The sequence below is a fragment of the Neobacillus sp. FSL H8-0543 genome, assembly GCF_038592905.1.
In the GTDB taxonomy this organism is placed as follows: Bacteria; Bacillota; Bacilli; order Bacillales; family Cytobacillaceae; genus Neobacillus.
In genome coordinates this window covers 2,820,165-2,845,002 of the sequence record NZ_CP151943.1, presented here as the reverse complement: position 1 = coordinate 2,845,002, position 24,838 = coordinate 2,820,165, and the positions used below count along the sequence as shown (strand labels likewise).

At 40.8% G+C, this 24,838-nt stretch carries 20 protein-coding genes; 1 reads left to right on the top strand and 19 read right to left on the bottom strand.

The genetic code is table 11. From position 1 onward, the window contains the following. Positions 1-662: 662 nt before the first annotated feature. From gatB to NSS81_RS14025, 4 genes are all read right to left on the bottom strand, one after another. The gene (gene gatB / locus NSS81_RS14040) at positions 663-2,090 is read right to left on the bottom strand and encodes an Asp-tRNA(Asn)/Glu-tRNA(Gln) amidotransferase subunit GatB (RefSeq protein ID WP_342429307.1); all 1,428 of its coding nucleotides are present in this window, start codon (positions 2,088-2,090) and stop codon (positions 663-665) included. Positions 2,091-2,102: 12 nt separating this feature from the next. Continuing rightward, positions 2,103-3,560, bottom strand: coding sequence for an Asp-tRNA(Asn)/Glu-tRNA(Gln) amidotransferase subunit GatA (gene gatA, locus NSS81_RS14035; protein ID WP_342429306.1), 1,458 nt, complete (start codon positions 3,558-3,560; stop codon positions 2,103-2,105). A gap of 19 nt (positions 3,561-3,579) precedes the next feature. Further along, a complete protein-coding gene (gene gatC / locus NSS81_RS14030; RefSeq protein WP_342429305.1) occupies positions 3,580-3,873 on the bottom strand; it encodes an Asp-tRNA(Asn)/Glu-tRNA(Gln) amidotransferase subunit GatC in 294 nt (97 codons plus the stop codon). 151 nt (positions 3,874-4,024) lie between these two features. Then, positions 4,025-4,495, bottom strand: a complete 471-nt coding sequence (locus NSS81_RS14025; RefSeq protein ID WP_342429304.1) for a VanZ family protein — start codon at positions 4,493-4,495, stop codon at positions 4,025-4,027. An 89-nt stretch (positions 4,496-4,584) separates the two neighbouring features. Here NSS81_RS14025 and NSS81_RS14020 point away from each other — a divergent pair, with 89 nt between their 5' ends. Then, positions 4,585-5,034: an OsmC family protein gene (locus NSS81_RS14020; RefSeq protein WP_342429303.1), complete on the top strand. Its 450-nt coding sequence runs from the start codon at positions 4,585-4,587 to the stop codon at positions 5,032-5,034. 45 nt (positions 5,035-5,079) lie between these two features. Here NSS81_RS14020 and NSS81_RS14015 read toward each other — a convergent pair whose 3' ends face one another. The 15 genes from NSS81_RS14015 to NSS81_RS13945 form a co-directional block, all read right to left on the bottom strand. Next, positions 5,080-5,511 (bottom strand): YueI family protein, encoded by a 432-nt coding sequence (locus tag NSS81_RS14015; protein ID WP_342429302.1) that lies wholly within the window; start codon positions 5,509-5,511, stop codon positions 5,080-5,082. 180 nt (positions 5,512-5,691) lie between these two features. Continuing rightward, positions 5,692-6,972: an isocitrate lyase gene (gene aceA, locus NSS81_RS14010; protein ID WP_342429301.1), complete on the bottom strand. Its 1,281-nt coding sequence runs from the start codon at positions 6,970-6,972 to the stop codon at positions 5,692-5,694. A gap of 33 nt (positions 6,973-7,005) precedes the next feature. Further along, on the bottom strand, positions 7,006-8,598 hold the full coding sequence (gene aceB, locus NSS81_RS14005) for a malate synthase A (protein WP_342429300.1): 1,593 nt from the start codon (positions 8,596-8,598) through the stop codon (positions 7,006-7,008). Between the two features lie 160 nt (positions 8,599-8,758). Continuing rightward, entirely contained in the window at positions 8,759-9,385 is a 627-nt protein-coding gene (locus NSS81_RS14000; RefSeq protein ID WP_342429299.1) for an NAD(P)-binding protein, read from the bottom strand. After that, the gene (locus NSS81_RS13995) at positions 9,382-10,077 is read right to left on the bottom strand and encodes a sirohydrochlorin chelatase (RefSeq protein ID WP_342429298.1); all 696 of its coding nucleotides are present in this window, start codon (positions 10,075-10,077) and stop codon (positions 9,382-9,384) included. Before NSS81_RS13995 ends, NSS81_RS14000 begins: the two co-directional genes overlap by 4 nt. A 2-nt stretch (positions 10,078-10,079) precedes the next feature. Next, entirely contained in the window at positions 10,080-11,528 is a 1,449-nt protein-coding gene (gene cobA / locus NSS81_RS13990; RefSeq protein ID WP_342429297.1) for a uroporphyrinogen-III C-methyltransferase, read from the bottom strand. 24 nt (positions 11,529-11,552) lie between these two features. Further along, positions 11,553-11,873 carry a nitrite reductase small subunit NirD gene (gene nirD, locus NSS81_RS13985; RefSeq protein ID WP_342429296.1) on the bottom strand — a complete coding sequence of 107 codons (321 nt, stop codon included), beginning with the start codon at positions 11,871-11,873 and terminating at the stop codon, positions 11,553-11,555. Positions 11,874-11,878: 5 nt separating this feature from the next. Next, positions 11,879-14,293: a nitrite reductase large subunit NirB gene (gene nirB, locus NSS81_RS13980; protein WP_342429295.1), complete on the bottom strand. Its 2,415-nt coding sequence runs from the start codon at positions 14,291-14,293 to the stop codon at positions 11,879-11,881. A 690-nt stretch (positions 14,294-14,983) separates the two neighbouring features. Next, complete coding sequence (pruA, locus tag NSS81_RS13975) at positions 14,984-16,531, bottom strand: L-glutamate gamma-semialdehyde dehydrogenase (RefSeq protein ID WP_342429294.1); 1,548 nt, start codon at positions 16,529-16,531, stop codon at positions 14,984-14,986. A gap of 140 nt (positions 16,532-16,671) precedes the next feature. Next, complete coding sequence (locus NSS81_RS13970; protein ID WP_342429293.1) at positions 16,672-17,838, bottom strand: CamS family sex pheromone protein; 1,167 nt, start codon at positions 17,836-17,838, stop codon at positions 16,672-16,674. Positions 17,839-18,039: 201 nt separating this feature from the next. Then, positions 18,040-20,046, bottom strand: a complete 2,007-nt coding sequence (ligA, locus tag NSS81_RS13965; RefSeq protein WP_342434026.1) for an NAD-dependent DNA ligase LigA — start codon at positions 20,044-20,046, stop codon at positions 18,040-18,042. 268 nt (positions 20,047-20,314) lie between these two features. Further along, complete coding sequence (gene pcrA / locus NSS81_RS13960; protein ID WP_342434025.1) at positions 20,315-22,579, bottom strand: DNA helicase PcrA; 2,265 nt, start codon at positions 22,577-22,579, stop codon at positions 20,315-20,317. A 64-nt stretch (positions 22,580-22,643) separates the two neighbouring features. Continuing rightward, positions 22,644-23,327: a heptaprenylglyceryl phosphate synthase gene (locus NSS81_RS13955; protein WP_342429292.1), complete on the bottom strand. Its 684-nt coding sequence runs from the start codon at positions 23,325-23,327 to the stop codon at positions 22,644-22,646. Between the two features lie 102 nt (positions 23,328-23,429). Then, on the bottom strand, positions 23,430-23,744 hold the full coding sequence (locus NSS81_RS13950; RefSeq protein WP_342429291.1) for a YerC/YecD family TrpR-related protein: 315 nt from the start codon (positions 23,742-23,744) through the stop codon (positions 23,430-23,432). Positions 23,745-23,769: 25 nt separating this feature from the next. Continuing rightward, the gene (locus tag NSS81_RS13945) at positions 23,770-24,807 is read right to left on the bottom strand and encodes a DUF3048 domain-containing protein (RefSeq protein ID WP_342429290.1); all 1,038 of its coding nucleotides are present in this window, start codon (positions 24,805-24,807) and stop codon (positions 23,770-23,772) included. Positions 24,808-24,838: the final 31 nt, after the last annotated feature.

Sequence of the window (24,838 nt, the reverse complement as noted above, 5' to 3'; positions counted from 1 at the left end):
ATTAACCCTAGTGTAAAGGGCTTTCCTAGCAAAAAAGGGTGGAATATTGTCTCTAATCAATCGTTTGATTAGTTTTGCTTACATCCCCTAAAGTAAAGGCCTTTTCTCTCAATTTGTGTAAAATAGTTGTCAATATATAGGATATGAAATACTACTTATCCCAATAATTATACTTTATTCGGGACCTCCGACAGTAATCCCCATTTCGGTTGTTAATCAAACGTTTAATTAGTTTTACCCTTAACCCTAGTGTAAAGGGCTTTCCTAACAAAAAACGGTAGAATCCTGTCGACTAATCAATCGTTTGATTACATTTGCTTACATCCCCTAAAATAAAGGATATTCCTCTCAATTTGTGTAAAAACATTGTCAATTCATAGCGAAAAAATCACCAATTATTCCGGAAATCATCTACTTTCTTAACATCCGACAGCAACCTCCATACAAGTTGTTAATCAAACGTTTAATTAGTTTTACCCTTAACCCTAATGTAAAGGGATTTTCTAGCAAAATAAGGTGGAATATTGTCGACTAATCAATCGTTTGATTAGTTTAAATAAAAGTCCTTAAAATAAAGGCTTTTTCCCGGGAAATCATAAAAATTTTGTCATAGAATTTTTCGACAAAAAAATAGCTGGCAGATTTATCTGCCAGCTACACTTTTAACGTTTACTTAATTCCTGCTGTAATAATTGATTGACCATTTGCGGATTTGCTTGCCCCTTTGTAGCCTTCATTAACTGTCCTACAAGGAAACCAACCGCTTTAGTCTTTCCATTTTTAAAATCTTCAATAGATTGCGGGTTAGCATCGAGAACCTCTGTAATTATTTTTAACAGTGTTCCTTCATCAGAGATTTGTACAAGCCCCTTGTCTTTGACGATCTTTTCTGCATTTCCGCCGTTTTCGATTAACTCTATAAAAACAGTTTTAGCAATTTTAGAAGAAATTGTTCCATTTTCGATGAGCTTAATCATACTTGCTAACCCTTCAGGAGTTAACTTAACCTGGTCTAGTTCCTTTGCTTCTGCATTCAAGTATGCTGACACATCACCCATCAGCCAATTGGAAGCCAATTTTGCATCCGCACCTGAATCCACTGTCGCTTCAAAGAAGTCAGACATTTCTTTCGTGATTGTTAGAACCTTTGCATCATACACAGGTAAACCAAGCTCTTCCACATAACGCTTTTGGCGCTGATCCGGAAGCTCAGGGATTTCGGCACGAATTCGTGCTTTCCAATCTTCATCGATATATAAATCAAGCAGGTCTGGTTCTGGGAAGTAGCGATAGTCGTCGGACCCTTCCTTGACCCTCATCAGTAAGGTTGCACCAGTGGCCTCATCAAAACGACGTGTTTCCTGATCAATTACTCCACCAGCCATTACGACTTCACGCTGGCGTTTCTCTTCATATTCAAGACCTTTACGGACAAAATTGAAGGAGTTCAAGTTCTTCAATTCCGTTTTCGTTCCGAACTCCTCTTGTCCGATAGGGCGAATCGAAATATTGGCATCACAGCGGAGTGAGCCTTCTTCCATTTTACAATCAGAAACACCGGTGTATTGAATAATCGATTTTAATTTTTCCAGATAGGCATAAGCTTCATCAGCCGTACGGATATCCGGCTCGGAAACGATTTCGACGAGTGGAGTACCCTGGCGGTTATAATCAACCAAAGAGTATCCATTACCATGACTTAGTTTCCCTGCGTCTTCTTCTAAATGAATTCGAGTGATACCGATTCTTTTCGTATAGCCATTTACCTCGATTTCTATCCAGCCATGCTCACCAATTGGCTTATCAAATTGCGAGATTTGGTAGGCCTTTGGATTATCAGGATAAAAGTAGTTCTTTCGGTCAAATTTCGTATGTGTGGCAACCTGACAATTCAAGGCCATGGCTGCTTTCATCCCAAATTCTACTGCCTTTTTATTCAGAACAGGTAAAACACCCGGATAACCTAAATCGATCACACTTGTATTCGTATTTGGTTCCGCACCGAAATGGTTTGGACTTGCAGAGAATATTTTCGAATCTGTTTTCAATTCTACATGGACCTCAAGACCAATTACTGTTTCAAATTCCATCGTTTTCACCCCCTATAATCCTGGCTTTTGTTTATGATAATCTGTTGCTTGCTCAAATACATGTGCCACCCGATAAATCGTGGACTCATCAAAATACTTGCCAATAATTTGCAAGCCAAGCGGAAGTCCACTATCAAAGCCGCATGGAATTGAAATTCCTGGTAAGCCAGCAAGATTTAACGGTATTGTTAAAATATCATTCGCATACATTGTTAACGGGTCGTCTATTATCTCACCAATCTTAAAAGCTGGGGTTGGTGTTGTCGGTCCAACTATTACATCATACTTGGCAAATACATCTTCAAAGTCCTTCTTAATCAAGGTACGGACTTGTTGTGCCTTTTTATAATAAGCATCATAGTAGCCTGAGCTGAGTGCAAAGGTTCCAAGCATAATCCGACGCTTAACTTCGGGACCAAAGCCTTCTGCCCTTGAGTTTTTATATAACTCCAATAAATTATCTGCATTCGGCGTCCGATAGCCATAGCGCACACCATCAAAACGGGCAAGGTTTGCCGATGCTTCTGATGAAGAAAGCAAATAGTAGGCTGCGAGTGCATATTTAGAGTGTGGCAAGGATACTTCTTCCCATACCGCACCTTGCGCCTCAAGAACCTTCAATGCATCTAAAACAGATTGCCGAACTATTTCACTGACACCTTCACCAAGATACTCCTTTGGTACGGCAATTTTTAACCCTTTAATATCACCTGTTAACGCACTGACAAAGTTAGGAACATCAACATTAGCGGATGTTGAGTCCAACGGATCAAGCCCAGAAATTGCCTGCAGCAGGTAGGCATTGTCTTCAACCGTTTTTGTAATCGGACCGATTTGGTCTAGAGAGGATGCAAATGCTACTAGTCCAAAGCGAGAAACACGGCCATACGTTGGTTTCATTCCAACTACCCCACAAAATGATGCCGGCTGGCGAATCGATCCGCCTGTATCAGACCCAAGTGAAAACAATACCTCTCCAGCCGCAACAGCTGCTGCTGAACCTCCTGAAGATCCGCCTGGTACTGTCTCTAAATTCCAGGGGTTATGTGTTTTTTGAAAGCCTGAATTTTCATTTGATGACCCCATTGCAAACTCGTCCATATTTAACTTACCAATCGTCACTGTTTCTGCTTGTTGAAGCTTTTGAACAACAGTAGCATCGTAAATCGGATTAAAGTTTTCGAGAATCTTACTTGCACAAGTGGTTCTCAAGTCTTTAGTAACGATATTATCCTTTATCCCAATCGGCATACCAAAAAGCAGGCCTTTTGCGGTTTCCGTATTCACCTTCTCATCAAGGGACTTTGCGGAATTTCGTGCACGCTCTTCATCCAATGTTAAAAAAGCCTGGACCTTGCCATCGACATCATTAATCCGTTTGAACGATTCATTTACTAGGTCTGATACCTTTAGTTCTTTCTTATGTAAAAGTTCATGTAGATCTGATACTTTATGATCAAATAAACTCAACTTTTTCCCCTCCTTTCTTTTATTCGCTCATGATTGATGGAACTTTAATCTGACCATCTTGATGGTCTGGCGCATTTTTTAGAACTTCCTCACGCGGTAATCCTTCTTGTGCAACATCTTCTCGAAGGATATTTTTCATATCCAATACATGATAGGTTGGTTCAACATTTTCAGTGTTCAACTCATTTAATTGCTCTGCAAATGTAATAATTGCATCAAGTTCCTTTGTCATCTTTTCCATTTCTTCTTCAGTTATGGCTAATCGTGCCAGGTTCGCAACGTGCTTAACCTCTTTATTCGAAATTCTTGTCATTAATCATTACCCCCCATCCTGTTTATCAAGTTAATTTACTAATGATAATACCAAACTTTTCTGCTTTACCGCAATGATTCCCTCATCAGTATTGGCAAAAGGAACAGTTTTTAGATTAATAGTACAAAAAAGAGGGCAATCGCCCCCTGATTCAACGTTTCTTTTTAAAAAAGAACTTCAGAAGTTTATATAGAAGATAACCGAGAGCTCCACCAAAACTATTTAAGATTAAGTCATCCACATCAAAGCTACCAAATTCAAATAATAGTTGAAGTACTTCGTAGGTGAGACTCAGGCAAAAGGTTGCAAATAATACAGGCGCTAACCTTAGAAACTTTCTCGATAATAATGGTAAGATAAATCCAAAGGGCATAAAGCCTATGATGTTTCCAACTAAGTTTTCAATGCGAATATTTAGGTTAATATCTGCTAAGTACAAATAGAAATAGATAGTTTTAAACGGGACAAAGTTATTCGATCGCCAAAAGTATTCGTTATAGGTAAAATTAAAATGATTGATCATTTCGGATAAGGGTATGTATTTAAATAATATTAGTTTAGTAAGGATGGCTAAGTATAGACATAGTATTAATGTTATTGTCATTTTTCCAAGAATTTTCATTATTTCACTGCTCCAAAAATAGGTCTATATAAAAGGTAACATATATTAGCAATCAACTACGAATATTTTTAAAAATTAGGAGGATTGTCATGACTGAACATCGATTTCATTTAAAAGCAAGCTGGCCAGGTTTAAGGAATGATGTAGGTGAAATACAGGCTGGCAACTTAAGAACGAAAGTGTCGATCCCACCCGAGATGGACGGACCTGGTGTTGGAACGAACCCTGATGAAATGCTCCTTGGTGCTGCAGCAACCTGCTATATCATCACCCTTGCAGCGATGATGGAGCGGAGTCAGTTGCAAAAGGTGGACCTAACGATGGAATCTGAAGGCATTGTTGATGTAACCAAGGGGGTTATCACCTATAAAAAAATAATCCACCGACCACGGATTGTCCTAACGTCTGATGCCACTGAGAAAGATCAATTATTAGCCCAAAGGCTTGCTACTAAGGCAGAAACCTCATGTATGATTAGCAGAGCCATTCAAGGTAATGTAGAAATTGAATTAGACGCAATTGTTGAGGTGTCTTCTTAAAAAATCAGTGAGATATCGTCATAAGATATCTCACTGATTACCTTCCTACCGGTTAAACATCTTAGAAAAAAATCCTTTTTTCTTCTTCTGCTCAGGAAGTTTCAATTCTATTCTTGTGATGTAAATCTCTTCCTTATCGATTGCATACTCCATCGCTAAGACAAGTCCAATCTCAGAATCATGCTCCTTATTGGTGACAATGGTATGTTCAAGCTTATATTTACTTGCAAGCTTTACATATTTTGATAATGTCGAATAATCCATATTTCCATTTAAATAGAGGTGTGCCTGTGGATTGGCAGCCATTTCTTTCTCCACCTGGGGGTAAATATCTGTCTCTGCAACTTGAGTTTTCTTAAGTACCACGATGATTCTCTCACGTATTGTTCCTAAAAATTTTCGTCTTTCATCTGGCTTGGTTTCCAAGGCGCCATAAATACCCTGCTGAAGGACTTCCTCAACGTTTGGCTTTTTCAAATCAAATCAACTCCAATAAAAGGACTATTAATATGTATGATAATACCCTAAAAAACGTTCCTTTCCAAAAAAGCCAGCTTCGTTATTTTAAAAATACATTATATCTCGCCATCAGCCCGTAACTCCAACCCAAAAAAACCCTTCCCCCCAATAGGAGAGAAGGATTCATTCTGGATATTTTTATTTTGTAAATTGCTCTTCTTCGGTAGAGCCTTTAAGAGCAGTAGTCGACGATGTGCCACCTGTGATAACCATTGAAACCTGGTCAAAGTAACCTGTACCCACTTCACGTTGGTGACGTGTGGCTGTGTAGCCGTGTTGCTCGCTATCAAACTCCGCTTGCTGCAGCTCGGAGTATGCTGCCATACCGCGCTCTTTGTAGCCGCGAGCAAGTTCAAACATGCCGTGGTTTAGGGCATGGAAGCCTGCAAGGGTAACGAATTGGAACTTGTAGCCCATTTTTCCAAGCTCCTGCTGGAACTTCGCAATCGTTTCTTGGTCAAGCTTCTTTTTCCAGTTAAACGAAGGCGAGCAGTTGTAAGCCAACATCTTGCCAGGGAATTGCTCATGGATAGCCTCTGCAAAGCGTCGGGCTTCTTCAATGTTCGGCTCAGAAGTTTCGCACCAAATCAAATCGGCATATGGTGCATATGCTAAACCGCGAGCAATCGCTTGGTCAATCCCTGCCTTCGTCCGGAAGAAGCCTTCTCCTGTCCGCTCTCCAGTAATAAACGGTGCGTCCGTCATATCAATATCACTTGTAATCAAATCGGCTGCATTGGCATCTGTACGAGCAACTAATAACGTCGGAACACCCATAACATCTGCTGCTAGACGAGCTGCTATTAAGTTACGGACTGCTGTTTGTGTTGGCAGCAATACTTTACCGCCTAAATGGCCACATTTCTTCTCAGAGGAAAGCTGATCTTCAAAGTGAACTCCAGCAGCTCCGGCTTCAATCATGCCCTTCATTAATTCGAAGCAGTTTAATTGTCCGCCAAAGCCTGCCTCTGCATCGGCAACAATTGGTGCAAACCAATCGATTGAGTCATCTCCCTCTGAATGGGTGATTTGGTCCGCACGCTGAAGCGCTTGGTTAATCCGTTTTACTACACTTGGTACACTATTCGCTGGATACAAGCTTTGGTCCGGGTACATATTTCCTGATAGGTTTGCATCAGCAGCCACCTGCCAGCCACTTAAGTAGATAGCTTTCAATCCTGCCTTTACCTGTTGAACCGCCTGATTACCCGTTAGTGCGCCAAGAGCATTTACATAGTCTTCCTCATTTAATAGCTTCCAAAGCTTTTCTGCACCTTTTCTTGCCAAAGTATGTTCGATATCAATTGAACCGCGAAGTTTAATAACATCCTCTGCCGTGTAAGGTCTAGTAATCCCATTCCAACGCTTATCTAATTCCCAGCTTTCCTGTAATTGCGCTACTCTTGAATTATTAGTCATTTTATATTCCTCCTATTATTCTATTAGAATTTTTTATAATAATTCATATCCTGGTAATGTTAGAAAGTCTTCAAAATCATCATTTAAAATCAAGCGATCAAATAATTCCGCTGCTTCATCAAATCGACCTGATTCAAAAGCTTCATTACCTATTTCTTTTTTGATATTTTCCAGTTCCTCTATCTTATACTTTTCATACATCTCAACAGTGACCTTCCGGCCGTCATTAAGGATGCCTCTCGGACTGCGGATCCACTGCCATAGCTGTGCCCGTGAAATTTCTGCCGTTGCTGCATCCTCCATTAAATTATGGATTGGTGCGGCTCCTCTGCCAGAAAGCCAAGAAGCAATATATTGAATGCCAACATTAATATTGACGCGAACACCTTCTTCGGTAATCGTTCCGCTTGGTGCTTCGAGTAAATCACTGGCGACAATGGTGATTTTCTGTTGTTTAGTTGTGTGAATTTGATTCGCAACCGGCATTTCACGGTTAAACACCTCTAAAGCAACTGGTACAAGACCAGGATGTGCTACCCATGTTCCGTCATGACCATCGCGTGCTTCACGTTCCTTGTCAGCACGAACCTTGGCAAAGGCTTCCTCGTTTGCCTCTGGATTATTGCGAATCGGAATTTGCGCAGCCATTCCACCCATCGCTGGCGCTTTGCGGCGATGACAGGTTTGAATTGTTAGCAATGAATAGGAGCGCATAAACGGTACAGTCATCGTAACCTGTGAACGATCGGGTAAAATGATATCCTTGTGGTTACGCAGCTTTTTTAAGTAACTGAAAATATAATCCCATCTCCCACAGTTCAATCCGGCAGAGTGCTCTTTTAATTCATATAAAATCTCATTCATTTCAAATGCGCTCATGATGGTTTCTATTAAAACAGTCGCTTTAATCGTTCCTTGAGCGACCTTAAGCTTTTCTTGCGCAAATACAAAGACATCATTCCAAAGCCTTGCCTCCAAATGACCTTCAAGCTTTGGCAGATAAAAATAAGGACCCGTTCTTCTTGCAAGGAGGTTCTCAACATTATGGAAAAAGTACATTCCAAAATCGAAAAAGCTCCCAGAGATAGGCTTGCCATCTAACAGCACATGTTTTTCCTCAAGATGTAATCCGCGAGATCTCACGAACAGTACAGCAGTTTCTTCCTTAAGTACATATTGCTTACCATTGGGATTTTGGAAGGAAATCGTCCGATTTACTGCATCCCGTAAGTTTATTTGTCCTTCGACTATGTTCTCCCAGGTTGGTGAAGTGGCATCTTCGAAATCTGCCATAAAAACTTTCGCACCAGAATTCAGGGCATTAATAACCATTTTTCGTTCGGTTGGCCCTGTAATTTCGACCCGCCGGTCTTGAAGATCTTCTGGCAGTGGAGCAATCGTCCAGTCGCCAGTTCGAATATGCTTTGTGTCAGGAAGAAAATCCGGCAATTTTCCTTGATTCATTTCATCCTGCCGTTTTTGCCTGTACTGTAACAGTTCATTTCTTCTTTCTCCAAAATTCCGCTCTAACTCCTCAATGAAACTTAATGCCTCTGGAGTTAAAATCTCATCATACTGGGCTTTCCTGGCCCCGACTACTTCAATACCGGTCGTTTGTGTCGACATGAACTCACTCACCTCTTTGTTATAATACAGTAACTATCCTCGTTTTGTATTATATAACACACTTTTTAAAATTGGAACTACTTTTCTGAAAATTTTTAAAAATAGGTAAATACTCCCTGTCCTAGGTCTTTATACCATATAAAAAGGCGGATACCCATCTTCAGGTACCCGCCTTCATCTCTTCATATAATCTATTAAAATCGCCTTCACGATCCTTACTAGTCAAAAACTCGGAGCTTACGATTGCTGATAAAAGTCTCTTTTTAATAGTGGAGTCCTTCACTTCTTTCAAGACTTGCTGCCTTGCCTGAAAAAGAAAATCAAGATAGTCCTCGTAGGAGTCATCAAACTGCTCTGCAAGCTCTTCGCGAATTTTGCTCGCCAGCTTTGGACTCGCACCGCCTGTTGAAACAGCAATGCTTAATCGCCCGCGCTGCATTTGAGACGGAACATGAAAGTCCGAGCCTTCAGGGTCATCAACAATCGTAACAAGCTGATGGTTCCTAGTAATCCTCCGAATAGACTGATTTAGATCATAGTCGTTTGTTGCGGCAAAAATCATAAAGGCATTACCCAAGTCTTCTGCTGAAAACGATTTTCTCTTCCAGTCAATTTCCCCACTACTGGCAAGTCTCTGAAGTTCAGCGGTTGCTTCAGGACTGATAACAACAATATCAGCACCGGTCCCCAGCATTCCGCTAACCTTTCGCTCGGAAACCTTTCCGCCCCCAACGACAACAACCCTTTTACCTTCCAGCCGTAACATAATCGGATAATATGAACTCATACCCACACCTCATTCGCCCGTTTTTGAATTAACGGATATAATTTCTCATCAAAGCCAATAGGGTCACAAAGCGTCACCCTTGCGCCAAGCCCACTTATTTCTTTCTCCATTTTGGCGGTATATCCACCAGAAAACAATAAGTAGGGAAGAATATATATGTTTTTTTCCGAAAGCTGTTTGATCTTATCTTGATACGATACAGAGGTAGTTAAGTAGCCCGTATAGACTTCCCCGGCGATTTTGACTGATAGCCCGTTAGCTAGTCTTTCAAATTCAATCGCAGCAGCCGGCTCTCGACTTCCATGTCCAACAAGTAGTACGGTATCATTTGCATGCTTGCCAAACCCAGCACTAGATAGCCTATCATAAAGCAAATTGACCATAATTTCATCTACACCTATCGGCTTACCATAATAGAAAACCGCATTAGGATATCCCTTGCATTCTGCTGGAATATCCTCGTTTGAATGGATTCCAGGCAATAACAACACCGGCACAACAGTAATCTCTTGTACGCCTTGTTCCGTACACTCCTCGATTGCCTGTCTAATTGTTGGCTCTGCATGTTCGATAAATCCAAAGGCCTGAACCGCAGCTCCAGACCTTTTCATTACTTCACCAATAAAGGCAATAAACTTCTCATTTGCCTCTTGCCGACGACTACCATGGGCAATATAGATGATTGCTTCCATTGCTAATTTCCTGCAATGGGTCGCTGAATTAAATACTCGATCAACGCTTCTTTCGTTGGGGACTGTGGCATTCCATCTATCTTAAAGCCAGCATCTTCAAAGGCATTTCTCGTTTGTTGACCCATACAAACCACCTTCAAACTTTTAAAAAGCTCGACAGCTTCAATACCGCATTCCCTCAAACCTTCAAACATGGCCCCAACGGCTGCTCTGCTCGGGAAGACTACTGTATTCACATCCGCTTCCTCTATCATTCTTTTAAAAATGGGTAGAAACTGCTGATCCAACACTTTTCTGCTAATAGCCAGAACGTCGGCTTGTTCATATTCTTTTTTCAATATAGGATCATCACCAACAATCAATAAGCTAACCGTCTCTGGCATATCAACAATTAGTTGAGCAACAAATCCTCGTTCTTTTAGGGATTTTAACGATTTGCTTGAGCGCACAAAGAAATCAGCTTTAATTTTTCGAATGTCGATTCCTTTATCAATGACTGCTTGGAAAAATTCCTCCACGCTTTCAGGTGATGAAAACAGAATATGATCATAGGCGATTACTTTACTAACGTCTACAGGGATAATTATCTTTTTCCATTTCGGAAATTCAATTACATCTGCACCCTTCTCCATTAATTCCTGCGCTAAGCCACTCACGCTTTCACCTGTACGCGCAAGGAGGATCTGCCTGCCATACAACGGCAGTTTTTCAAACCAACTGATTTTTTCACGTAGTGAAATGACTTCGCCAACGAGAATAATTGCTGGATTGCTGAACTTAGCCTCACGTACCTTTGCTGAAATATCTGCAAGAGTTCCTTGTAAAGTCTTCTGACGGCCGAAGGTTCCCCATTGAATTAATATAATCGGAGTAGTTGATAGCTTTCCATGAGCAATCAAGTTTTCACAGATAAACGGTAGATTTCCTACTCCCATGTAAAAAGCGATTGTATCTACTCCACGGACAAGCCCTTCCCAGTCTAGCATTGGTTTACCATCGATTGATTTATCGTGGGCAGTTACAACCGCAAACGATTCTGCATGCTCGCGGTGGGTAACCGGAATTCCTGCATAAAGGGGGGCTGCAATCCCCGATGAAATGCCAGGAACAATTTCAAAAGGAATCTGATAGGTAGCAAGGGCAGCGGCTTCTTCACCAACACGGCCGAAAACACCAGGGTCGCCACCTTTTAAACGTACGACTCTTTTACCTTCTAACGCCTTTTCTACCAAAAGATCATTGATTTTCTCTTGGCGTAAAATATGGCGGTCTGGCAGTTTTCCACAATAAATTAGCTCGCAATCTTCTGGAGCAAACTCCAAAAGCTTAGGATTGGCTAGCCGGTCATATAAAATAACCTCAGCCTTCTTAATAGCCTCCAAACCTTTTACCGTAATTAAGCGAATGTCCCCTGGCCCTGCTCCTACTAAAAACACTTTTCCTGTTGTCATGCTGCAGCCATCCTTCCACACTCTTTATATAATAATATAAACGTTATCTTCTTCTACTTCCACTTGATAGGTTTTTACCTGACCTTCGTCTGGCGACTGAACCTTGCCATCCACTAATGAGATTTTCCAATCATAAACAGGGCAAAAAACAAAATCACTACTTACCAGTCCTTCGGTTAACACTCCACCCTTAGGGTGCGGACTGTGATTTTCAATCGCATACACCTTTCCATCGGTAACTTTAAAAAGTGCTATGTTGTTATCATTGATGTTTACCGTGTAACCAGACCGTATTGGGAGATTAGAATAATTAGCTACTAGAGTACGAGTTTTTGTTACTAACATTTGTATCACTCCCCCGCCTTGACAGTATGAACTGCATAGTATTTATCTTTAATTTTTTCACTCTGGATTGCTTCATTCCAAGGCTCAATGTATTTCTTCAACGTTATGTCCATCCGTTCATTTAATGCTTTTCTTGTTTCTTCATTTGCTAGCACTTCTTTTACATGGTCTAAGCCGACACGTTCGACCCATTTAGAGGTACGCTCTAAGTAATTAGCCGTTTCACGGTAGTATTGAAGATAAGCAGCGGTCATTTCCATGACCTCCGCTTCAGTTTTCACTGTCGCTAACAGATCACCTGCACGAAGATCGACGCCGCCGTTACCAGCAACATAGATTTCCCAGCCACCATCGATGCCAACAAAGCCAATATCCTTGATTCCCGCTTCGGAACAGTTTCTTGGGCAGGCAGACACGCCCATTTTCACTTTATGTGGTGTATCAAGACGTTCAAACTTCTTCTCTAATTCAATTCCGAGTGACATTGAATCCTGTGTACCATAGCGGCAGAATTGCGCACCTACACAGGTTTTCACCGTACGAAGAGTCTTTCCGTAGGCATAACCTGATGGCATATCAAGCTCTTCCCACATACTAGGTAAATCTTCTTTTTTCACGCCGAACAAGCCAATCCGCTGTCCACCGGTTAATTTTACAAGCGGCACCTCATACTTTTCAGCCACCTCAGCAATCTTTTTCAAATCCGCCGCCGTTGTCACACCACCATACATTCTTGGCACTACAGAGTAGGTTCCATCCTTCTGTATATTCGCATGCATTTTCTCATTCACTAGACGAGAATCGCGATCGTCCTTGTATTCATCCATGTGAACCATGCCTAGGTAATAGTTGATCGCTGGACGACATTTTGTACAACCTTCTTCATTATTCCACTCGAGGACGTTCATCACTTCTTTCACACTAGATAAGCCCTTTTCTTTAATTTCCTCAATTAGCTCTTCACGGCTGATGGTTGTACATCCGCAAATGCTCGTTTTCTGTGCAGCAGTCGCATCAAATTCGTCACCAAGTGTGTAAGCTAAAATATCATTTACCATTGGTTTACAGCGTCCGCAAGAACGGCCTGCATTTGTACAATGACTTACTTGGTCAAGTGTGGTCAGACCTTGTGCTTTAATCGCCTCAATAATTGCTCCTTTTGTTACGCCATTACACCCACACACCAATTCATCATTCGGCATAGAAGCAATATCACCGCTGCCGCCTTCAGCTGAACAGTGTGATTCAAAAATGGATACTCCCGTGATATCTTCCTTTTTCGATAGCATTCGGAAAAGTCTAGTACTATCTTTTGTATTACCATAAAGGACAATTCCAACGATTCGGTTGTTACGGACTAATGCTCTCTTATAAACGCCTTCATATTCGTTATAAACCATAATTGATTTTGTTGTACCATCTTCAAAAATCTCACCTGCTGAAAACAGGTCAACTCCAGCAACCTTTAACTGGGTGCCTGTCACTGATCCTTCGTATGGTGCAGCTTCTTTCCCACAAATTCTCTCAGCAAGGATCTTACCTTGCTCGTATAATGGTGCAACTAAGCCGTAAACAATTTCTCTATGCTCGGCACATTCGCCAACTGCATACACATTTGCTGCACTTGTTTCCATATAGTCATTAACGACAATCCCGCGGTTAACGTAGATTCCACTTTCTTTTGCAACTATTGAATTAGACTTAATCCCGATTGCCATGACAACAAGATCTGCTGGAACGTGTGACCCATCTTTAAAACGAAGACCAGCAACGCACTCATCTCCTATAATTTCAACTGTTTCTTTTTCCATTAAAAAGTTCATGCCTTGGGATTCGAGCTCAGCTTTCAGTAAGGATGAAGCAATTGGGTCGAGTTGGCGCTCCATTAAACTTGGCATTAGATGGACAACATCCACCTTCATCCCAAGGTTTAGTAATCCTCTTGCTGCTTCAAGACCAAGAAGTCCGCCGCCGATTACCACTGCCTTTTTATATTGCCGTGCTGACTTGATCATCATTTCACAATCTTTGATATCACGAAAACCAGTGACTCCGATTTTATCGGCCCCTGGAATAGGTAGAATAAATGAGTTCGAACCAGTGGCAATGATTAATTCATCATACTGTACTTCACGGCCTTGATCTGAGATGACTTTCTTCGCTTCGACATCAATCTTAGTTACTGCTTCGTCTGTGTATAATTGAATATTATTTTCTTTATACCAATCTAGTGGATTAATTATAATATCGTCAAAGTTTGTATCTCCTTGTAGGATGTTTGATAGTTTAATTCGATTGTAGTTAGGGTGTGGCTCTTGTCCAAAAATGGTCACTTCGAATTGCTCTGGAGAGATTTTTAGGATTTCTTCAATCGTTCTAACGCCCGCCATCCCGTTCCCTATCATTACAAGTTTTTTCATGTTGGATCGCTCCTTTTAATGTGATTAATCTATGAATATACGGTATTTACGTTTTTCTCTATAAATACATTGTAAATCTTAGGAGCGAGTTATGATTGTGAAGTTGGTCACAATGTAAGGTTATTTGTGAAATGCTTCACATTTTTGTCATAAAGGGGGATAGTGGAGATTGCTTTCTACTAAGTTTAGGGGTTTCACTACAAATCGAATTCCACTTACTACAAATATTGGATAAGACTGGATACCGAAACTAACTTACTACAAAAATAAGCTACTTTACTACAATTTTTGGATAAAATTCGATGAATCACCCAACATACTACAAAAAGTATCATACTTACTACAAAAATACGCTACCTTACTACAATATTTGGATAAAACTGGATAATCCGCACAACTTACTACAAAAAGTATCATACTTACTACAAAAGTAAGCTACCTCACTACAATATTTGGATAAAACTGGATACCCCACACAACTTACTACAAAAAGAATCATACTTACTACAAAAGTAGGCTACCTTACTACAATTTCTGGATAAAAATGGATACCCCGCACAACTTACTACAAAAAGTATCATACTTACTACAAAAGTAAGCTACCTTACTACATTTATTGGATAATACTGGAACACATAAGCGCACACACCAAAAAAAGTCCAATTCCTAAGAATTGGACTTAAATATAAATTAATACATCTCAGACGTTGTCTTAGCTTGCATATGAAGCAGCAAGTAATCCGGGCCGCCTGCTTTAGAGTCAGTACCGGACATATTGAAGCCGCCGAATGGCTGGTAGCCAACAATTGCGCCTGTACATGAACGGTTGAAGTAAAGGTTACCGACATGGAAGTCTTCACGTGCTTGTTCCATGTGGGCGCGGTTTGATGTGATAACCGCTCCAGTCAAGCCATACTCTGTATTGTTAGCAATTTCAATCGCTTCATCGAAATCCTTCGCCTTTGTAAAACCAACCACTGGTCCAAAAATTTCTTCTTGCATGATACGTGACTTTGGAGCTAAGTCAGCGATTACAGTTGGTTGAATGAAATAGCCTACTGAATTGTCACCTTCACCACCAGCAACAATCTTACCTTCTTGCTTGCCGATTTCAATATAATCCATTACTTTTTTGAATGCGTTATTATCGTTGACAGGACCCATGAATGTACCTTGATCAGTCGGATCACCAACTGTTAACTCTTTCGTTAACTCGATTACACGATTCAATACCTGATCGTATACATCTTCGACGATTACTGCACGTGAGCAAGCTGAACATTTTTGACCTGAGAATCCGAATGCTCCAGCAACAATTGATTGTGCTGCAAGCTCAAGGTCTGCTTCTGAGTCGACAACGATGGTGTCTTTGCCGCCCATTTCAGCAATTAAACGCTTCATCCAAATTTGGCCTTCATTTACTTTCGATGAACGTTCGAAAATCCGGAGTCCGACATCACGCGAACCTGTAAAGCTGATAAAGCGAGTATCCTTATGGTCGACAAGATAGTCACCGACTTCAGAACCATTGCCTGGAACGAAGTTAAGGACGCCCTTTGGAAGACCCGCTTCTTCCATGACTTCAACAAATTTCGCTGCAACAACAGGTGTGGTTGAAGCTGGTTTTAATAGAACGGTATTACCCGCAACAATCGCTGCTACAGTGGTTCCTGCCATAATTGCTAGCGGGAAGTTCCATGGTGAGATAATGATTCCTACGCCAAGCGGAATATAGTGATAGCGGTTGAACTCGTTTGGACGACTGTTAACTGGTACTCCGTCCTTTAGAGACAACATTTGACGGCCATAATATTCAAGGAAATCAATTGCTTCAGCTGTATCTGCATCCGCTTCTCTCCATGGTTTTCCTGCCTCTTTTGTTAAAAGTGCTGAAAACTCATGCTTACGACGGCGAATAATTGTCGCTGCCTTAAAAAGTACATCCGCACGAACTTCCGGCTTTGTTTTTTTCCATGTTTTAAAAGCTTCAACGGCTGCTTGCATCGCTTGTTCAGCTAACTCTCTACTTGCTTTTGAGACGCGGCCAACTATTTCTTCTGTATTTGATGGATTATAGGAAACTATCTTATCCTCGGTTGAAATTCTCTCGCCACCGATCACTAGATCATAATCCTGACCTAAATATCCTTCGACAGTGGTTAACGCCTTAAGATAGGCCTGACGGTTTTCTTCAATCGTGAAATCTGTAAATGGTTCATGCTTATAAGGTTGTACCATTTTTAAAACCTCCTATGTATTAAATAAAACGTTTACATTCATTGTCCATTCTATCATGATTCTTTATCTCCTATCAATCGAAAGCGGTTACTATTAATTTTTGAAAATACAAAAAAGACCTGGCAATAAGCCAGGTCCAGTTAATAGATATGAACAAATGGTTCGGTTTCATTTGCCTTGCGGACAATGAGTGCTTCGGGTCCGTCGACAGATGTCACGCTAACTGAAACGGAAATATAGTTTGGAAAATGCTCGAGGACGAGGCCTGTTACATATTGAGTAAAGCCAATTGCTTCCGTTTTTCCATAGAACTGAATCGGAATCGTAATATTCAAATCTTGGAATTGATCTCCAACGTAAAAGGCACGACCAATGACACCATTAAAGTTTGGAAAGTACTTCTCTACATCTTGCTTAAAGTTAAGAAAAGCAGTGACATCATCTCTGTGTAACTCCTGTGCTTCGGTTGAAGGAAATAAGAAGTACCTCTCATCAACCTTTTCCCATTTATCAATCGCCGAGTTTCCTTTGCTCGCAGTAGTATAGGCAAAGAAGTTTCCTGGTACAACGGAAGACTTGCTTTGCTGTTTAAACAAGGCAATAGTAATTGGAACATCCTTTAATCCCTTTTTCGCTCGCAAACGTTTTAGAACCTCTTGAGCAATCTTTTGCCCTTCTCTTTCCATTTCTTTAAAAGAAATTTCTTCTTCGAAATAGGGTTCACCAATTGCCGTTCGATAATAATGGACTGAGTTTAAAGCCAGACCAATGACGACTCCGCCCAATTTTACAGTATTATCGTCACCCTTAATTAAATAGTTATGTTCTAAAATATGGGCTAAATAAATCGGACTACTTTTGTTCCCTTCTTTGAAATCAACGTTGTCTTCAATTAAAGGATTCAAGCCGATATTCTCTTCCTCTTCAAGCCCTTTTTCCTTTAATTGTGCATTTGTAAATTTCCGATTCAACCATGATCTAACTGTATCTCGCTTTAACTCTTGTCCTTCTTGGAACAAGTAGGTTTTAGGGTCAAAGCTATGTTGGGCAATTCGCATTAGACCCGTTTCAAATTCGTTAATATCGTATCTAGTATTCACATTACCAACGACTAAGCCACGTGCTTCCCCAGGTTCAAACGGCAAAATCGTCCGATAATAGTTATCTGAAATATTATATTTTGGAATGATCGCTTTCTCTTCCTTTTTATCTTCTGTTTGAACCACACTGTCTTCCTGTTGGAAGTTTGGTGCACACCCACTAAGCAGCAAGATAAGGGAAAAAGCGAGCAATGAGAGCTTTCTCACAACTAACACCTCTTATTTATGGCTCTTTTCTCAAACATTGTTGCTATTTAGATCAGAATAATATATTTTAAGCTATTTTCAACTATTTAAAACTAAGTACATTAGAGAAAAGAGCTTGCAAACTTTATTCAAAGTACTATATAGCTATATCAACGTAAAAACCGGCTTTAAGGTTTTTATAACAATCTTTACGAAAAGTGCTTATTTATTAAATTCAACGAGTAGCTTCTCCTCGTCCCATACTTCAATTCCTAGTTCCTGTGCCTTCTTAAGCTTAGAACCTGCCTCAACTCCAGCAATGACTAGATGTGTTTTCTTACTCACACTGCCAGAAACATTGCCTCCTAAAGCTTCTATCTTTTCTTTCGCTTCGTTTCTAGAAAGCTGTTCTAATTTTCCTGTTAATACCACTGTTTTCCCGGCAAAAACACTGTCAGACTCTTCAGCAGATACAGGTTTTGCTCCTTTGTATTCCATATTAACACCTGCTGAAGATAATTCTTCCAACAGTTCAACTGCCTCTTCCTGTTCAAAGAAGGTTACAATGGCATCGGCCATTTTTTCGCCGATTTCATTAATGGCTAGTAATTCCTCTTTTGTTGCCGAAGCTAGATTATCCATTGTATCAAAGCTCTGTGCGAGTGTTTTTGCTGCTTTCGCCCCCACATGACGAATCCCTAGACCAAATAGTAATTTTTCAAGAGAATTACTTTTTGAAGCCTCAATTGCTTTTAGTAGATTAGAAACGGATTTCTCACCCATTCTTTCTAAAGCCAAAAGCTGGTCGCCTGTCAGCTTGTAAATATCGGCCACATCGCTAATTAAATTTTCAGCAAAAAGCTGGCTGATTACTTTCTCTCCCATGCCATCAATGTTCATCGCAGTACGGGAGACAAAATGTATTAATCCCTCGCGAATTTGTGCAGGACATTTTGGGTTGATACATCTTAAAGCAACCTCCCCCTCAAAGCGAACAAGTTCATTTTCACATTCCGGGCAGTGAGAGGGCATTACGAAATCAACTTCTTCGCCTGTTCGTTGATCAGCAAGGACATTGACTACTTCCGGGATAATATCCCCTGCTTTTTTGATTACCACTTGATCGCCAAGTTTGATATCCTTTTCACGGATTAAGTCTTCATTATGCAAGGAAGCACGCTGAACCGTTGAGCCAGCCACTTTCACAGGCTTCAATATCGCTGTTGGCGTGATGACTCCGGTACGGCCAACGCTGAGTTCGATACCCAAAAGAGTCGTAACGACTTCTTCAGCAGGAAACTTAAATGCAATTGCCCAGCGCGGGCTTTTTGCAGTTGTCCCTAGCTCACTCTGCTGCTTATATGAATCCACCTTAATAACAATTCCATCAATTTCATACGGCAGATGAGGTCGTCGATCAACCCAGCCATTCACATATTCAATCACTTCATCAATTGTGCCGCATTTTTGCCGCTCTTTATTCGTTTTAAAACCAAGACGGTCTAAAAAATTTAGGCCTTCACTATGGGAAGTTGCCTCAATCTTGCTTGCAGCCCCTATTCCATATAAAAATACATCCAGATTACGAGAAGCCGCAATCTTAGGGTCCAATTGTCTTAATGAGCCCGCGGCCGCATTTCTAGGGTTAGCTGCCAGATCCTCGCCCCGTTCTTCTTTTACTTTATTTAGAGCATGAAAGGAGCTCTTCGGCATATAAGCTTCCCCGCGAACCTCAATCGAGACATTTTCACGTAGACGAAGAGGAATCGATTTGATTGTTTTCAGGTTAGCTGTAATATCTTCACCAATTGTGCCATCACCTCGTGTGGCCCCTTGGATAAATAAACCTTCTTCATAACGTAAGGACACAGCGAGTCCATCGATTTTCAATTCACAAACATATGTGACTTCTTCCCCAACTGCCTGGCGGACGCGGCGATCAAAATCCTTTAAGTCCTGTTCATTAAAAGCGTTTCCCAAGCTTAACATTGGCGCGGTGTGCTCAACCTTTTCAAATAAGTCTAGAATATTTCCGCCGACACGCTGGGTAGGCGAATCCGCTCTATTTAACTGCGGGAACTTTGCTTCTAATTCTAGTAACTCTTGCATATAACGGTCATATTCCGAATCTGGTACGGAAGGTTTATCTAACACATAATATTCATAGCCATATTGATTTAAGAGGTTTCTTAATTCTGCGGCCCTGTGTTCAGCGGTTTGAAGGTCCATGGATCCAGCCCTTTCATTTAAAGTATTTATTCCTCGTGGGTTCATTTAACTTGGATGTTGATTTCCGCTCCAGGCACTTCGCTTTCCGCGGGCGTGCCGGGGAGCCTCCTCGGCGCTTAAGCGCCTGTGGGGTCTCCCCAGCCCCGTACTCCCGCAGGAGTCTCGTGCCTTCCGCTCCAATCAACATAGTTAAATCAACAATAACCTTTAACAGTGCCCTTTTATTAGGGCATCAAACACTTGTTCAATGCCCTAAAAAGAGTCTAACTTATGCTTTTTTTATTGGAGCAAATTTAGCAAGTAGGCGCTTGATTCCGGTAGGACTCGGGAATGCAATATCTAATTCCGTTCCTTCTCCTTCGCCTTTAACGCTTACCACCGTGCCAATGCCCCATTTTCCGTGCTCAGCTTTATCTCCAACCTTCCAGCCCATTCCCTCTGCTCCCGATACGGCAGCAACTGGTCTCATAACTGGTTTTCTAGGAGCAGGCGTTCCAAACGAACTTCCCCCAGAACCTAGGCTACTGCTCCCTGATCGACCAAAAGAGGCCCTTCCTGCGCCAAAGGGAGTGTTGATTCTTTCTGGTTTTTCAACGCCCTCAATAAGGTCTTCGGGTATTTCACTAATAAATCGTGATGCGGGGTTCATGCTGGTTCTTCCATATAATGTTCTCATTTGTGCATTCGTAATAAAAAGAGTTTGCTCTGCTCTTGTGATGCCTACGTAAGCTAGCCTGCGTTCCTCTTCCATTTCCGCTTCTTCCATCAGTGAGCGGCTATGAGGGAATACGCCTTCTTCTAATCCAATTAAGAATACAACCGGAAATTCTAGCCCTTTTGCCGAGTGCAAGGTCATCAGGACTATGGAATCTGCCTTTTCTCCGTCATCATCCATCGAATCAATATCGGCTACAAGAGCTAAATCTGTTAAAAATGCAACCAAGCTCTTATCCTCACTTGATTCCTCAAAGCTTTTTGTAACAGATAATAATTCATCAAGGTTCTCCAGGCGACTTTGTGCTTCTAATGATTTTTCCAACTTCAGCATTTCACGATAACCGGATTTCTCAAGAACTTCTTCAACCAACTCTGTTACCGATAGGAATTCTTGCATTTGTGTATATTTACTGATTAATTCATGGAACTCTCTGGCTGCTTTTGTGATTTTCGGGCTCAACCCCATTAATTCCACACTCGAAAGAGCCTGATAGATAGAAATATCGTGTATTGCGGCAAAATCGGCCATTTTATCAATTGAGGTTGAACCGATTCCCCGTTTTGGCACGTTAATGATACGTCTTAAACTAATGTCATCATCAGGATTAGAGATTAAGCGCAAATAGGCGAGCATATCTTTGATTTCTTTTCTGTCATAGAACTTTGTACCGCCGACTATGCTGTATTCGATGTTGGATTTTAGTAATACTTCCTCCATTACACGCGATTGCGCATTTGTGCGGTAAAGAATAGCAATGTCTGCAAACTTGTACTTGTTATCACGAGTTAACTCTTTAATCTTTCCAGCAACAAATTGTGCTTCCCCCTGCTCACTGTCCGCACGATAGTAGACAAGTTTATTTCCTTCGGGGTTCTCTGTCCAAAGATTCTTAGCCTTCCGAGTCCGGTTATTTTCAATTACCTTGTTTGCTGCTAAGAGTATTCGCTTTGTTGAACGGTAGTTTTGCTCGAGGAGAATAACTTTTGCATCTGGATAGTCTTTTTCAAAGGAAAGGATGTTTGCAATATCCGCTCCTCTCCATCGATAGATCGATTGATCGGAATCCCCTACAACACAAAGGTTTTTAAAACGATTCGCCAGAAATTTAACTAGCATATACTGTGCTTTATTGGTGTCCTGATACTCATCGACATGGATATATTGAAACTTACGCTGGTAATAATCCAACACGTCTGGAACACGCGTAAATAATTGAATCGTCTTCATGATCAAGTCATCAAAATCGAGTGCTTGATTTTTACGCAGACGTTTTTGATATTCTGTATATACATCACTAACCACTTGATAGAAATAGTCGCCAGCGGTTTTTGCGTATTCCTCTGGGTCAATTAATTCATTTTTTGCTGAGCTGATGGAGCCAAGGATTGCCCGCGGATCGAATTTCTTCGGGTCAATGTTTTTGTCCTTGAGGATTCCTTTAATCACCGATTGTTGGTCCGTAGTATCTAATATCGTAAAATTACGGTTAAAGCCCATCCTGTCAATATCTCTGCGTAAGATCCTGACACACATGGAGTGAAAAGTGGATATCCAGATTTCGTCGGCAGCCCCGCCCATAATCGTTCTGATTCTTTCCTTCATTTCTCTTGCTGCTTTATTTGTAAAAGTAATCGCTAAAATATTGTAAGGATTCACTCGTTTTTCAACTATTAAGTAGGCAATACGATGCGTTAAGACTCTTGTTTTACCACTTCCGGCACCTGCCATCAGCAAGAGTGGCCCATCTGTTGCTTTTACTGCACTTTGCTGTTCAGGATTTAATCCATTAATAAGCTTATCTGATAAATATTGCATTTCCTTCACCGCCATATCAAACATTTGTTCTTATTTTATCGTTCTTTACCATTTCTAGCAAATACTATTTTACACTTTTTACCGTAGCTAGCGCCTGATCAAAATTCTCATAAATAGCGTTGCCGACGACTATGACGTTTGCATGCTTGGCCATTTCCGCTGCTTGTTCAACTGTAGAAATTCCGCCGCCATAAAAAAGGATGGTATTTTTGAGTACTTTTTTTACATCTGCTACTAAATCTGGATCGCCATATTTACCGCTATATTCAAGGTAAAAAATTGGTAGTTGAAACATCTTTTCTGCCATCATCGCATATGCCTTCACATCATCGGCTGTTACATCTGTTTTAGCTTTCGTCAGTTTTGCCGCTTTGCAGTCTTCATTTATTATGCAGTAGCCTTCAAGTATTAACTCATCCCAATCAATGATTTCGCCAAATTCTTTAACGGCCTGATGATGCAGTCCAGTAATCCACTTGGCATCGCTACTGTTTAATATGGTTGGAATAAAATAGAGGTCAAATCCAGGGGTAATTGTTTCAATTCCTGAAACTTCTAGGACACACGGAATCGTGAACCGACGTATTCTTGCCATTAGATCTAGAACATTTTCAAGAGTTACCCCATCCGTTCCTCCAACAATGACCGCGTCCGTCCCAGATTCACATACCTTTTCTAATTGTTCATCTGATATCTCTTTATTTGGATCGAGTTTAAACACATGGCGCCACTCGCGATAATCGTACATCGAAAAAATCCTCCCACATTCGGTATTCCATCACACCATTATAGCATTAGCCGGTTCTATTAAAAAAGAAAACCGAAGAGTTTTCTCTTCGGTTTTCCATTTTTATTCCTCAGCCGTTGTGCTGTTTTCCTCTTTAACCCGAGCAAGTACCATTTCATACGTATCATTTCCAAAATTCAAACAACGTTTCACCCGTGAAATCGTTGCCGTGCTTGCACCTGTTTCTGCTTCAATTTTATGATAGGTATTTCCTTCGCGAAGCATTCGCGCTACATCCAACCGTTGTGATAATGATTGAATCTCATTAATTGTGCACAAGTCGTCAAAGAAGCGGTAGCATTCATCTAAATCCTTTAAGGAAAGCACAGCTTTAAAAAGTTGATCCAGCTCTTTCCCCCGTAGTTTATCAATTTGCATCGTTTCTACCCCTTTAATATATATATTAGTTCAGATTAAATGAAATACTATTTTGTAGCCCTGGGTTTGTTGGTACAACATTTACCCACGTCTTTCCTTGTTTAAAAGAAACCAATTCACCATTTTTTACAGGAACGATGACCCCATTCTCATTTTTCCATTCCACTTCCATTACCTTCCCCATTTGTAGCAAGTAGCCATTTCCTCCTGACATCAGGTCAATTTCCTTACGACCGTCAGAATCAACTACCTGATGTTTTGCTTCGACAATAAATAGGTTATCTAGCAGAATGGGTTCTTTCGATTCTAAATCAATTGTTTGTTCTCCTCCTGAGAATCGCTTATATTTTCCAAGGGAAGAATCAAATTCAAAACTCGAATCGGATATGGTACTTGAAGAATAGGAAATCATCACAGATTTCGCCTCATCACCTGCAACATTGTTACTTTCTTCTTCTGTAAGAAAGGTAAGTGCTGTTGGATTTTCATCCATTGAATAACTTTTTTGCTCTGCCCCTTTTAAAATATTCTTATACGTAATATAGGAGTTATGTGGCGCAACTCGGAAGTCTACTCTTTGAAAAAGGGTGCCATCATAAACAATTCCATTAAGATTATCCACATAGCCTTGCTCTAGCATTTTTTTTGCTTCCGGACTGTATCCGTGGGCTAGAAATAATGCATTAAACCCTTTTGCAAGTTCAATATAATAGTCCCTTGCACTTCTAATAGGTCCGATAGTTGACGGCATTTCACTTTGGAAAATTGCAAGGAAACGGGTAATATCTCCTTCTGCAAGAATCTCATAAACGATGTCCGCCTTATCCAAGCCAGATTGCGGTCTTGCTTTTGGATGATTATTAATCATCACAGCAATTGCTCTGCCATCTGTTTCTGTCTCAGAGGCAATACCAGTAAGCGGAAAGCTGTATGGTTTGATATTTCCCTCTACTTCTTTTTCAACCTCTTCTGCCTTTTTTTCAGGTTTAGCAGCTTTTTCTTTGTCACTGCAGCCAGAAAGCAGCAAAAGAGTTGCTGTTACTGCAACAGCCCATTTTTTCATCTTTATGAACACTCCTATCTACTCAAAATCC